The organism is Streptomyces sp. NPDC043726 (assembly GCF_056436565.1).
The window spans coordinates 800,207-812,908 of record NZ_JBWKCI010000001.1; the positions used below are offsets into that span (position 1 = coordinate 800,207).

General features: G+C 67.6%; 11 protein-coding genes and 1 tRNA gene. 2 read left to right on the forward strand and 10 right to left on the reverse strand.

Annotated elements, in window-relative coordinates:
* Positions 1 to 58: 58 nt before the first annotated feature.
* The 9 genes from rpoB to AC068Z_RS03720 all read right to left on the reverse strand — a co-directional run bounded on the left by rpoB (position 59) and on the right by AC068Z_RS03720 (position 9,346).
* The gene (gene rpoB / locus AC068Z_RS03680; protein ID WP_478551894.1) at positions 59 to 3,544 is read right to left on the reverse strand and encodes a DNA-directed RNA polymerase subunit beta; all 3,486 of its coding nucleotides are present in this window, start codon (positions 3,542 to 3,544) and stop codon (positions 59 to 61) included.
* A gap of 569 nt (positions 3,545 to 4,113) precedes the next feature.
* Positions 4,114 to 4,500: a 50S ribosomal protein L7/L12 gene (gene rplL, locus AC068Z_RS03685; protein ID WP_451725285.1), complete on the reverse strand. Its 387-nt coding sequence runs from the start codon at positions 4,498 to 4,500 to the stop codon at positions 4,114 to 4,116.
* 107 nt (positions 4,501 to 4,607) lie between these two features.
* On the reverse strand, positions 4,608 to 5,138 hold the full coding sequence (rplJ, locus tag AC068Z_RS03690) for a 50S ribosomal protein L10 (RefSeq protein WP_451725261.1): 531 nt from the start codon (positions 5,136 to 5,138) through the stop codon (positions 4,608 to 4,610).
* A 293-nt stretch (positions 5,139 to 5,431) separates the two neighbouring features.
* On the reverse strand, positions 5,432 to 6,316 hold the full coding sequence (locus AC068Z_RS03695; protein ID WP_478551896.1) for an SCO4651 family lipoprotein: 885 nt from the start codon (positions 6,314 to 6,316) through the stop codon (positions 5,432 to 5,434).
* A 221-nt stretch (positions 6,317 to 6,537) separates the two neighbouring features.
* A complete protein-coding gene (gene rplA / locus AC068Z_RS03700) occupies positions 6,538 to 7,263 on the reverse strand; it encodes a 50S ribosomal protein L1 (protein WP_186281125.1) in 726 nt (241 codons plus the stop codon).
* A gap of 75 nt (positions 7,264 to 7,338) precedes the next feature.
* Positions 7,339 to 7,773 carry a 50S ribosomal protein L11 gene (rplK, locus tag AC068Z_RS03705; RefSeq protein WP_016645192.1) on the reverse strand — a complete coding sequence of 145 codons (435 nt, stop codon included), beginning with the start codon at positions 7,771 to 7,773 and terminating at the stop codon, positions 7,339 to 7,341.
* A 168-nt stretch (positions 7,774 to 7,941) separates the two neighbouring features.
* On the reverse strand, positions 7,942 to 8,799 hold the full coding sequence (gene nusG / locus AC068Z_RS03710) for a transcription termination/antitermination protein NusG (protein ID WP_478551898.1): 858 nt from the start codon (positions 8,797 to 8,799) through the stop codon (positions 7,942 to 7,944).
* Between the two features lie 81 nt (positions 8,800 to 8,880).
* Positions 8,881 to 9,165 carry a preprotein translocase subunit SecE gene (gene secE / locus AC068Z_RS03715; RefSeq protein WP_478551900.1) on the reverse strand — a complete coding sequence of 95 codons (285 nt, stop codon included), beginning with the start codon at positions 9,163 to 9,165 and terminating at the stop codon, positions 8,881 to 8,883.
* Positions 9,166 to 9,273: 108 nt separating this feature from the next.
* A tRNA-Trp gene (locus AC068Z_RS03720) sits at positions 9,274 to 9,346 on the reverse strand.
* 249 nt (positions 9,347 to 9,595) lie between these two features.
* On the opposite strand from AC068Z_RS03720, the gene AC068Z_RS03725 reads away from it, so the two are divergent.
* Both AC068Z_RS03725 and AC068Z_RS03730 read left to right on the forward strand, forming a co-directional pair.
* Entirely contained in the window at positions 9,596 to 10,819 is a 1,224-nt protein-coding gene (locus AC068Z_RS03725; RefSeq protein WP_478551901.1) for a pyridoxal phosphate-dependent aminotransferase, read from the forward strand.
* Positions 10,820 to 10,939: 120 nt separating this feature from the next.
* The gene (locus AC068Z_RS03730) at positions 10,940 to 11,980 is read left to right on the forward strand and encodes an adenosine deaminase (protein ID WP_478551903.1); all 1,041 of its coding nucleotides are present in this window, start codon (positions 10,940 to 10,942) and stop codon (positions 11,978 to 11,980) included.
* On the opposite strand, the gene AC068Z_RS03735 is transcribed toward AC068Z_RS03730, so the two are convergent.
* Positions 11,925 to 12,632 (reverse strand): hypothetical protein, encoded by a 708-nt coding sequence (locus AC068Z_RS03735; RefSeq protein ID WP_478551905.1) that lies wholly within the window; start codon positions 12,630 to 12,632, stop codon positions 11,925 to 11,927. The two genes, AC068Z_RS03730 and AC068Z_RS03735, sit on opposite strands and share 56 nt — an antisense overlap.
* Between the last annotated feature and the right edge of the window lie 70 nt (positions 12,633 to 12,702).

The following is a 12,702-nucleotide window of genomic DNA, read 5'->3' on the forward strand; positions in this document are numbered from 1 at the left end:
GTCTGATACGGGGGTCCTGGGGCCGGCCGGGCTCTTCACGAGCCCGGCCGAACTCCCGTCAGACCTCTTCGACGCTGCTCGGCTCGCGCCGGGACAGGTCGATGCCGAGCTCCTCCGCGGCGCGGAAGACATCCTCGTCGGTGTCACGCATCTCGATGGACATACCGTCGCTGGACAGCACCTCCACGTTCAGGCACAGGGACTGCATCTCCTTGATGAGCACCTTGAAGGACTCGGGGATGCCGGGCTCGGGGATGTTCTCGCCCTTGACGATGGCCTCGTAGACCTTCACGCGGCCGGTGACGTCGTCGGACTTGATGGTCAGCAGCTCCTGGAGGGCGTACGCGGCGCCGTAGGCCTCGAGGGCCCACACCTCCATCTCGCCGAACCGCTGGCCACCGAACTGAGCCTTACCACCCAGCGGCTGCTGGGTGATCATCGAGTACGGGCCGGTCGACCGGGCGTGCAGCTTGTCGTCGACCAGGTGGTGCAGCTTCAGGATGTACATGTAGCCGACCGAGATCGGGTCCGGGAACGGCTCACCGCTACGGCCGTCGAACAGCCGCGCCTTGCCGGACGGGAGCACCATGCGCTCGCCGTCGCGGTTCGGGATGGTGTGCTGCAGCAGACCCGCGAGCTCGTCCTCACGCGCACCGTCGAAGACCGGGGTGGCGACGTTGGTGCCGGGAGCGACACTGTCGGCGCCGATCACCTGGAGGCGCTGCGCCCACTCGTCGGCGAGACCGGAGACGTCCCAGCCGCGGCTGGCGAGCCAGCCGAGGTGGATCTCCAGAACCTGTCCCGGGTTCATTCGGGACGGCACACCGAGCGGGTTGAGGATGATGTCGACCGGGGTCCCGTCCTCGAGGAACGGCATGTCCTCGATGGGCAGGATCTTGGAGATGACACCCTTGTTGCCGTGCCGGCCGGCGAGCTTGTCACCGTCGGTGATCTTGCGCTTCTGCGCGACGTAGACGCGCACCAGCTGGTTCACACCGGGGGGAAGCTCGTCGCCCTCCTCGCGGTCGAAGACGCGGACGCCGATGACCTTGCCGGTCTCGCCGTGCGGCACCTTCAGCGAGGTGTCACGGACCTCACGGGCCTTCTCACCGAAGATCGCGCGGAGCAGGCGCTCCTCCGGCGTCAGCTCGGTCTCACCCTTGGGCGTGACCTTGCCGACGAGGATGTCACCGGCGATGACCTCGGCACCGATGCGGATGATGCCGCGCTCGTCGAGGTCGGCGAGGACCTCCTCGGAGACGTTCGGGATGTCCCGGGTGATCTCCTCGGGGCCGAGCTTGGTGTCACGGGCGTCGACCTCGTGCTCCTCGATGTGGATCGAGGAGAGGACGTCGTCCTGCACGAGGCGCTGCGACAGGATGATCGCGTCCTCGTAGTTGTGACCCTCCCACGGCATGAACGCGACCAGCAGGTTCTTGCCGAGCGCCATCTCGCCGTTCTGGGTGGCCGGACCGTCGGCGAGGACCTGGCCCTCGATGATCCGGTCGCCCTCGTTGACGATGACCTTCTGGTTGACCGAGGTGCCCTGGTTGGAGCGGGCGAACTTGGCCAGGCGGTACGTGATGTACGTGCCGTCGTCGTTGGCGGTGGTGATGTAGTCCGCGGAGACCTCCTGGACCACACCCGCCTTCTCCGCCTTGACCACGTCGCCGGCGTCGACGGCGGAGCGGTACTCCATGCCGGTGCCGACGAGCGGGGACTCGGACTTAATCAGCGGCACGGCCTGACGCATCATGTTCGCGCCCATGAGGGCACGGTTGGCGTCGTCGTGCTCGAGGAAGGGGATCATGGCGGTCGCGACCGACACCATCTGGCGCGGCGAGACGTCCATGTAGTCGACGTCCTCGGGGCTGACGTAGTCGACCTCGCCGCCACGGCGGCGAACGAGGACACGGGCCTCGGAGAAGCGCATGTCGTCACCGAGCGTGGCGTTGGCCTGCGCGATGACGAACCGGTCCTCCTCGTCGGCGGTCAGGTAGTCCACCTCGTCGGTGACCTGGCCGTCGACGACCTTGCGGTACGGGGTCTCGACGAAACCGAACGCGTTGACCCGGCCGTAGGAGGCCAGCGAACCGATCAGACCGATGTTCGGGCCTTCGGGCGTCTCGATCGGGCACATACGGCCGTAGTGAGACGGGTGCACGTCACGGACCTCGAAGCCGGCCCGCTCACGGGACAGACCACCCGGACCAAGAGCCGACAGACGGCGCTTGTGGGTGAGACCCGACAGCGGGTTGTTCTGGTCCATGAACTGCGACAGCTGGCTGGTGCCGAAGAACTCCTTGATGGAGGCGACGACCGGCCGGATGTTGATCAGGGTCTGCGGCGTGATCGCCTCGACGTCCTGGGTCGTCATGCGCTCGCGGACGACACGCTCCATACGCGCCAGACCCGTACGGACCTGGTTCTGGATGAGCTCGCCGACGCTGCGCAGACGACGGTTGCCGAAGTGGTCGATGTCGTCGGTCTCGACGACGATCGTCTGACCGCTGTCGGCGACCGTCTCGGTCTCACCCGCGTGCAGCTTGACCAGGTACTTGATCGTCGAGATGACGTCCTCGACGGTCAGGATGCCCGCGTCCAGCGGAGCGTCCGCCCCCAGCTTCTTGTTGACCTTGTAGCGGCCGACCTTGGCGAGGTCGTAGCGCTTGGGGTTGAAGTACAGGTTCTCCAGCAGCGTCTGCGCGGCCTCACGGGTCGGCGGCTCGCCCGGACGCAGCTTGCGGTAGATGTCGAGCAGCGCGTCGTCCTGGCCCTGGGTGTGGTCCTTCTCCAGGGTGGCGCGCATCGACTCGTACTCGCCGAACTCCTCGAGGATCTGCTCGGTCGTCCAACCGAGAGCCTTGAGCAGAACGGTCACGGACTGCTTGCGCTTGCGGTCGATACGCACACCGACCATGTCGCGCTTGTCGATCTCCATCTCCAGCCAGGCACCCCGGGACGGGATGATCTTGGCCGAGAAGATGTCCTTGTCGGACGTCTTGTCGATGGAGGAGTCGAAGTAGACACCGGGCGAGCGGACCAGCTGCGACACCACGACACGCTCGGTGCCGTTGATGACGAAGGTGCCCTTGTTCGTCATGAGCGGGAAGTCGCCCATGAAGACCGTCTGGGACTTGATCTCGCCGGTCTCGTTGTTGGTGAACTCAGCCGTCACGAAGAGCGGGGCGGCGTACGTGAAGTCGCGCTCCTTGCACTCGTCGATGCTGTTCTTCGGCGGCTCGAAACGGTGGTCGCGGAACGTCAGCGACATCGACCCGGAGAAGTCCTCGATCGGGGAGATCTCCTCGAAGATCTCCTCCAGACCGGACTTGGTGGGGACGTCCTGACCGGACTCCAGAGCCGCCTCGACCCGACTCTGCCAGGCGGTGTTCCCGAGCAGCCAGTCAAAGCTCTCGGTCTGCAGCGCGAGCAGGTTGGGAACCTCGAGGGGCTCCTTGATCTTTGCAAAGGAGATGCGCAGCGGGGCGGTGCTGGCGCCGTTGTTCGTATTCGCGGTCGAGGCAGTGCGCGAGGCGGCCAAGAGGGGGTCCTTCCGAGGGCTCGGACTCACTACGCGCGTACCGGCCCCTCTCCCACACACAGGGACACAAATCCCAGGTCAGGGATGGTCTGGTCGTCTGTGCTCGGGCGAGGGCATGCCCCTGGTGACGGGCAGGGGACAGCTAACAGGCAGCGCAAAGGGTCAGTGTAGCCACTTGGCACACTGATGTCCAGTGCGGGTTTTTTTCAACCCTCTTAGCGACCCTCGTCGTCCTCAACGCCCTCGGCATGCCCGCCCTCGATGCACGTTGATACTGCCCTCTTCGTCGTCGATCCATGCCTCGGATTCGGACCGTTGTGACGACGCGTCCTGAGAATTGCGCGCTGCGTGCGGTTCGTCAAGGCCCCCCTTGGCAGAACCGGGGCGGCCGGAGACACGACGAAGATCACCATACCCCTCGTGACCTGTGGTGCAAGGCAACCGCGGCCCTGCCCCCGGGAACGCCGAAGAGCGACCACCCAGATGGATGATCGCTCTTCGGTGCGCTCGCGTTACAGCCCTACGGGGCCGCAATCAGCTCGCTCGGGTCCGCAGCGGACCGTGAGGTCTTACTTGACCTCGACGGAGGCGCCGGCGCCCTTGAGGGACTCGGCGGCCTTCTCGGCGGCGTCCTTGGCGACCTTCTCGAGGACGGGCTTCGGGGCGCCGTCCACCAGGTCCTTGGCCTCCTTCAGGCCGAGGGAGGTCAGCTCACGCACGACCTTGATGACCTGGATCTTCTTGTCGCCGGCACCGGTGAGGATGACGTCGAACTCGTCCTTCTCCTCCTCGGCGGCGGCGGCCGGGGCACCCGGGGCACCGGCGGCGGCAACGGCGACCGGGGCGGCAGCGGTGACGTCGAACTTCTCCTCGAACGCCGAGACGAACTCGGCGAGCTGGATGAGGGTCATGTTCTCGAACTCGGCGAGCAGTTCTTCCTGGGTGAGAGCCATGATGGCTTTCCTTCCACTAATTCGGCTGGTGCCGGATGTACATGACTGGCGGGCGTACGTTCGGCCCGCTACGACCACCGCGTCAGGCGGCGGTCATGATGCGAGCCGAATTACTCGGCACCGCCCTGCTCGGCCTGCTTGGCGCGAAGCGCGTCCACGGTGCGGACGAGCTTCGACGGGAGCGCCTGGAAGAGCGCGGCAGCCTGGGACTGCTTGCCCTTCATGGCACCCGCCAGCTTGGCGAGCAGAACCTCGCGGGACTCGAGGTCCGCAAGCTTCTTGATCTCATCGGCGGACAGCGCCTTACCGTCAAGGACACCGCCCTTGATGATGAGGTTCGGGTTGTCCTTGGCGAAGTCACGAAGACCCTTCGCCGACTCCACCGGGTCTCCGGTGACGAAGGCGACGGCCGTCGGACCAGCGAAGAGCTGGTCGTCCAGCGTGATCCCGGCCTCGTTGGCCGCAATCTTGGTCAGCGTGTTCTTCACCACGGCGTACTGGGCGTTCTCACCGAGCGAACGACGCAGCGTCTTGAGCTGCGCCACGGTGAGACCGCGGTACTCGGTCAGCACGGCGGCGTTGGAGCTGCGGAACTTGTCCGTCAGCTCGGCAACCGCGGCAGCCTTGTCGGGCCTCGCCATAGAGCCTCGGCCTCCTTCCGGGTGATTCGGACCGCGCGGACCCGAAGGAGGACTGGGGAAAACGAAACGCCCCGGCGCAGGCGCACGGGGCGTAGCTCAACCGGATGGATTCCGCGAAGAACGGAACCGGACCAGGAGCACTTCCACAGTCACCTGCGCGGGTCGTCCGCAGTTCAGCGGATCCTTCGGCCACCGGACCCTCTTCCGAGAGCACGGCAACGACCAGCGGTCTTTGGCTTCTGCAAGAGAGTACGTGACCGGATCGCCCCGGGGCAAATCCGGTCCTACGACGCTCAGCTCTCGCCGAGTTCCGCCATCATCTCCGCCAGGTCGACGGTGTCCTTGGCGGGCGGGGCCTTGACCGTCACCGGCTTGTTGATGTCGAGGAAGGTGATGGTGATGTCGAGCGGGCCCTTGTCGGCATCGCCGCGCATCCGGAACTGCTTGGTGTGGTCCTCGCCGTCGACCCACATGTCCATCGTGAGCTTGTCGACGCCCATCTCCTCGTACTGCTGGACGCTCTTCTCGCGCTTCTCGCGCGTCTTCTTGTCCTCGTCCTCGAAGGAGGCGCGCAGCTCGTCGAGGGTCATGGTGCCCTGGTAGTGGGTCGTCTCGACGCCCTCGACCTTCTCCGTGCCGACCTTCTCGACGTCCTCGGCGCCGGTCAGGAAGGTGGACTCGGCCGCGGGGTTCTGCTCGGCCTGGCCGGCGCCGCCGGCGGAGCTCCCGCCGAGCGCGTCGTCGCCCATCGCGGACAGGTCGAACTTCATCCAGCTCTTGCCGTCCATCTCCTTGGCCATCTCGGGGTTTCCGCCCATGTACATGGCCTTGTCGACGAGCCGGATCTCCATGGTGCCGTCCGCGCCCTCGTCGAGGGCCGTCATCTTCATGGACATCGCGATCTCGGGCTCCATCCGCATGGAGGCCTCGGCCTTGACCCGGCCGGTCTCCGGGACCTTGCCCGTCATGCGGTAGCGCAGGGACGTGATGTCGTCCGAGTTCTTCGCCGCGGCCGCCACGGCCGCCGCGGGCGTCATCTTCGGCGAGTCGTCCCCGCCCGCCCCCTTGGTCTCGGAGTCGCCCCCGGAACAGCTCACCGCGCCCGCGGCGAGGGCCACGGCGGCGAGCCCCGCGCCGATCGTCCGAGTGCGCGCGGAACGTCGTACAGAAAGCCCCATCGATTCCCCCCAAGGAACACATGGCCGATACACAAACAGAGTGGCGAGCCTAGCTGATCGAGGCGAACCGGTCGCGGCAATTCCGTGCGGCCCGGCGGCAGTTCGCTGGGGACAGCGCCACTTCCGTGGGACCCAGCGCCGGCTCTCGCGGGGCAAAAGGAAACGGGCCCCGCACCTCGAAGGTGCGGGGCCCGTTCGCCGACTTCAGCGAGCCGTCAGGCTCAGACCGCGGCCGGGTCCTCCTCGACGAGGAGGTTGCGGGTGCGGTTCGGGTCGAGCTGGATGCCGGGGCCCATCGTGGTGCTGATGGCGGCCTTCTTGATGTAGCGACCCTTGGCGGCGGACGGCTTCAGACGGAGGATCTCCTCCAGGGCCGCGCCGTAGTTCTCCACCAGCTTGGTGTCGTCGAACGACGTCTTGCCGATGATGAAGTGCAGGTTCGAGTGCTTGTCGACGCGGAACTCGATCTTGCCGCCCTTGATGTCGTTGACAGCCTTGGCGACGTCCGGCGTCACGGTGCCGGTCTTCGGGTTCGGCATCAGACCACGCGGACCGAGCACGCGGCCGAGGCGGCCGACCTTGCCCATGAGGTCCGGGGTGGCGACGACGGCGTCGAAGTCCAGACGGCCCTTCGACACCTCGTCGATGAGCTCGTCGGCGCCGACGATGTCGGCGCCCGCGGCACGAGCGGCCTCGGCACGGTCACCGGTCGCGAAGACCAGGACCCGGGCGGTCTTACCGGTGCCGTGCGGGAGGTTCACGGTGCCACGGACCATCTGGTCGGCCTTGCGCGGGTCGACACCCAGACGGAAGGCGACCTCGACGGTGCCGTCGAACTTGGTCGTGGAGGTCTCCTTGGCGAGACGGACGGCCTCGAGCGGGGCGTAGAGCTTCTCCCGGTCGATCTTGGCGTCCGCAGCGCGGAGAGACTTGCTGCGCTTGCTCACTACTGCTCCTGGGGTTCTCTTAGGAGTCGTGGTCCGGGCCGAGCAGGCCCCGCCACTACTGCAGGGGGTTGGGGATCAGCCCTCGACCGTGATGCCCATGGAACGGGCGGTGCCGGCGATGATCTTGGACGCGGCGTCCAGGTCATTGGCGTTGAGGTCGGGCATCTTGGTGGTGGCGATCTCGCGGACCTGCGCCTCGGTGATCTTGGCGACCTTGGTCTTGTGCGGCTCGCCGGAGCCCTTCTCGACACCAGCGGCCTTGAGGATCATCTTCGCGGCCGGCGGGGTCTTGGTGATGAAGGTGAAGGAACGGTCCTCGTAGACCGTGATCTCCACCGGGATGACCCAACCGCGCTGCGACTCGGTCGCGGCGTTGTAGGCCTTGCAGAACTCCATGATGTTCACGCCGTGCTGACCCAGCGCGGGGCCGACCGGCGGAGCCGGGTTGGCGGCACCGGCCTGGATCTGGAGCTTGATGAGCCCCGTGACCTTCTTCTTCTTGGGAGGCATAGCTCTCCGGGTCCTTTCAATCGGGTCCATGCCCGCGCGACGGGACCAACCGAACGCAGGCATACCGCACAACGATAACGGGTATAGATGCGCGGCCAAAAACCGAGCAGGTCAGGCGACCGCACGAGCGATCGCCTGACCTGATCGGAAGCTCTTCCGGGAAGAACCTCAGTTCTTCTGGATCTGGTCGAACGACAGCTCGACCGGGGTCTCGCGACCGAAGATCTCCACCAGACCCTTGACCTTCTTGGAGTCGGGGTTGATCTCGTTGATCGTGGCCTGGAGCGTGGCGAACGGACCGTCGGTGACGGTGACAGAGTCGCCGACCTCGAAGTCCAGCACCTGGACCTCGACCTTGCGCTGCGGCGCCGGCTTGCCCTCGGCCTCGGCTGCCTCACGGGCGGCCTTCTCCTCGGCCTCCGGGGCGAGCATCTTGACGATCTCGTCCAGGGTCAGCGGGTACGGGTCGTAGGCGTTGCCCACGAAGCCGGTGACGCCGGGGGTGTTGCGGACGACGCCCCAGGACTCGTTCGTCAGGTCCATGCGCACCAGGACGTAGCCGGGAAGCTTGTTCTGGCGGATCGTCTTGCGGTCGCCGTTCTTGATCTGGACGACCTCTTCCTGCGGCACCTCGGCCTGGAAGATGTAGTCCTCGACGTTCAGCGAGACGGCGCGCTGCTCCAGGTTGGTCTTCACCCGGTTCTCGTAGCCGGCGTACGTGTGGATGACGTACCACTCGCCGGGCAGGGTGCGCAGCTCCTCGCGCAGTGCGGCGACGGGGTCGACCGGCTCGGCGGGCTCTTCCTCGGCCTCTTCGGCGTCGGCGTCCTCGACTTCAGCCTCTTCGGCTTCGGCGTCCTCGGCCTCGTCCTCGACGTGCAGGGCGGCTTCCTCGGCGGGCTCGCCGGCCTCTTCGTCGGCAGCCTCGACCTCGTCCCGGTCCTCGTCCGCGCCCTCGACGATGTCGAGCTCGTCTTCGACAGTCTCGTCGGGCTCGATGGCGTCGTTCAGGTTCTGGTCAGACACGGTGGCTGCTTCTTCCTGGATACATAGGGGTGGAACATGCGAAAAGGGGCGCCGGTAACCGCGGCGCCCTTCGCTCTTGGCTCAGCCGAAGACGTACTTGGCGGCGTGGTCGAGCCCATAGTCAATCACGGTCACCAGGCCGATCATGATGACCACGAACACGATCACCACGGTGGTGTACGTCGTCAGCTGGCTGCGCGACGGCCAGACGACCTTGCGAAGTTCGGCGACGATCTGCCGGTAGAAGAGGGCAAGACGCTTCAGCGGACCCTTCTTGGCGCGCTTACCGCCCTTGCGGGTCTTCTTGGAGTCCGGCGCCTCGTCCTCGGCATCAGGCATGTCGATGGAGCCCACGGCGTCCGTCACTCGTCCTCACCTGATTCCGGGTCGTGGCCGTGCCGCGCCCGGTCTGAGCCGCACGGCGGTGCATTGCTGTACGTACACGCGCACACATCCTGGCGAAGGTGTGTGTAGCAGGGCCGGAGGGACTTGAACCCCCAACCGCTGGTTTTGGAGACCAGTGCTCTACCAATTGAGCTACGACCCTTTGTGTGTTCCCCAACGTACCGCATCCGGACGGGTGCTCGGTGTGCACCGTACGAGTGCGGGCTGCTGAAGGCCAACGAGGTGAGAGTGTACGTGGTCTCGGGCCCCTCGTCGAACAGAAAGTGCCCGTAGGAGCCTTGGAGATGAAAGATCGCCCAGCTCGAGGGGTGGATCCGGACGGTTGTTCAGCCGTTGTTCAGTCTGTGAAACCCGCGTGCCGGGGGAGTTTCCGGTCTGAAACGATGGACCCATGAGCGCTGCAACCCCTCCCACCGAGCGCCGGGTCTCCGCCCGAGTCGGCGCGATCTCCGAGTCCGCCACCCTCGCCGTGGACGCCAAGGCCAAGGCCCTCAAGGCCGCCGGGCGTCCGGTGATCGGCTTCGGCGCCGGTGAGCCCGACTTCCCGACCCCGGACTACATCGTCGAGGCCGCCATCGAGGCGTGCAAGAACCCGAAGTACCACCGCTACACGCCGGCCGGCGGTCTGCCCGAGCTGAAGGCCGCGATCGCCGCGAAGACGCTGCGCGACTCCGGCTACGAGCCCGACGTCTCGCAGATCCTCGTCACCAACGGCGGCAAGCAGGCGATCTACGAGGCCTTCGCCGCGATCCTCGACCCGGGCGACGAGGTCATCGTCCCGGCGCCGTACTGGACGACGTACCCGGAGTCGATCCGCCTCGCCGGCGGCGTCCCGGTCGAGGTCGTCGCCGACGAGACGACCGGCTACCGGGTCTCCGTCGAGCAGTTGGAGGCGGCGCGCACGGAGAAGACGAAGGTCGTCCTCTTCGTCTCCCCCTCGAACCCGACCGGCGCGGTCTACAGCGAGCAGGACACCGAGGCCATCGGCCGCTGGGCCGTGGAGCACGGCCTGTGGGTGATGACGGACGAGATCTACGAGCACCTGGTCTACGGCGACGCCTCCGCGGTCTCCCTGCCGGGGCTGCTGCCCGAGCTGCGCGACAAGTGCGTCGTGGTCAACGGCGTGGCGAAGACGTACGCCATGACGGGCTGGCGGGTCGGCTGGATCATCGGCCCGAAGGACGTGGTGAAGGCCGCGACCAACCTCCAGTCGCACGCGACGTCGAACGTCTCGAACGTGGCGCAGGTGGCCGCCCTCGCCGCCGTCTCCGGCGACCTGGACGCCGTCGCGACGATGCGCGAGGCCTTCGACCGGCGCCGCAAGACGATCGTGCGGATGCTCAACGAGATCGACGGCGTGGTCTGCCCCGAGCCCGAGGGCGCCTTCTACGCGTACCCGTCGGTGAAGGCCGTGCTCGGCAAGGAGATCCGCGGCAAGCGCCCGCAGAGCAGCGTGGAGCTGGCCGAGCTGATCCTGGAGGAGGCCGAGGTCGCGGTCGTCCCGGGCGAGGCCTTCGGCACCCCGGGCTATCTGCGGCTGTCGTACGCGCTCGGTGACGAGGACCTCGTCGAGGGCGTCTCGCGCATCCAGAAGCTGCTGGCGGAGGCCAAGTAGCCAGGAAGCCGTCCGAGGGCGCCCACGAGCATGCGTGGGCGCCCTGTTTCTTTGTGCGAGCAAGACCACGAACGGGGAAAGCGGTACCGGCACGGCGGTTGCGTACGGCAGGATCCTGGGATGGAGCGTGTACGTGATCTCTCTGAGCTGCCGAAGGCCCATCTCCACCTGCACTTCACCGGGTCGATGCGGTCCGGCACCGTCCTGGAACTGGCCGACAAGCACGGCGTGCGCCTGCCCGAGGCGCTCACGGAAGCCCTGACGAGCGGCGAGCCGCCGAGACTGCGGGCGACGGACGAGCGGGGCTGGTTCCGCTTCCAGCGGCTGTACGACGCGGCCCGCTCGTGCCTCAGGGAGCCCGAGGACATCCAGCGCCTGGTGCGCGAGGCCGCCGAGGAGGATGTGAAGGACGGCTCGGGCTGGCTGGAGATCCAGGTGGACCCGACGTCGTACGCGCCCCGGCTGGGCGGGCTCATCCCGGCTCTGGAGATCATCCTGGACGCGGTGGAGACGACCTCGCGCGAGACCGGTCTCGGCATGCGGGTCCTGGTCGCCGCGAACCGGATGAAGCACCCGCTGGACGCCCGCACGCTGGCCCGGCTCGCGGTGCGGTACGCGGACCGGGGCGTGGTCGGCTTCGGGCTCTCCAACGACGAGCGGCGGGGCATGGCCCGGGACTTCGACCGCGCCTTCCACATCGCGCGGGACGGCGGACTGCTGTCGGCCCCTCACGGGGGCGAGCTGACCGGTCCCGCGTCGGTCCGTGACTGCCTGGACGACCTGCACGCGAACCGGATCGGCCACGGGGTGCGTGCGGCGGAGGACCCGCGGCTGCTGAAGCGCCTTGCCGACCGGGGCGTGACGTGCGAGGTGTGCCCGGCGTCCAACGTGGCCCTGGGCGTCTACGAGAAACCGGCGGACGTCCCGCTGCGCAAGCTGTTCGAGGCCGGTGTCCCGCTGGCCCTGGGCGCCGACGACCCGCTGCTCTTCGGCTCCCGTCTCGCGGCCCAGTACGAGATCGCCCGCACCCACCACGCCTTCACGGACGCCGAACTGGCGGAACTGGCCCGGCAGTCGGTACGGGCGTCCGCGGCGCCGGACGAGGTCAGGGCGCGGCTGCTGTCCGGCGTGGACGAATGGCTGACCGCCCCGGTGGCCTGAAATGGGCGTACGGCGGATAGGGCTTGAAGCAGATCAGCACCTCGACGGGGTGCCCGCCGCCGGGCGGCTGGACCAGCGTCGGAAGCTGCGCCATCAGCGCCATGTGTCCCTCGGCGACCCGCTTCTGGTGCGGTCCCCGGCCGGCCGCGTGGGCGAACGAGGTGGCCGTCTCGGCGAACACGTCCCGGCTGCCGAAGAGGAAGAACGTCCGCGCGTGGGTGGCGTGCCGCAGCTCGTCCCGGCAGTCCGCCCGTTCCCCCCGGGCGCGCCGGTTCGCCGCGTCCCGCGCTGTGCGCGCCTCGTCGGTGCGGACGGTCGACGGGGTGCCCGCGCGTAGCCTGCCGCGGATACCGGGCCACTGGCTGGGGCGCAGGCCCAGCGAGTGATGGGCCAGCACGAGGTCGACCCGTTCGCCCCAGCCCTCGTCGGAGGGGACCGAGTCGCGCAGCGGGACGTGGACGATCGTGTGCCGCGAACAGGCCGCGAAGGAGAACAGTCCGGCCAGCCGGTTCAGGCCGTCGTGGTCACCGAGCAGCAGTCCGATGGGCTCGGGAGCCGTCAGCGAGGTGTGGCGCAGCGGCGTCCGCGGCTGGACCACACGGTGTTCGTACGGCCCGGTCCGGGGCCGGTACTCGGTCAGCCTCAGTCGCACAGGGGTTCCCTCATGCGCTCAGGGTTGCGTCCGGCCGCCGTCCCGCGCAACGGAGATTCCGCACGTGCCG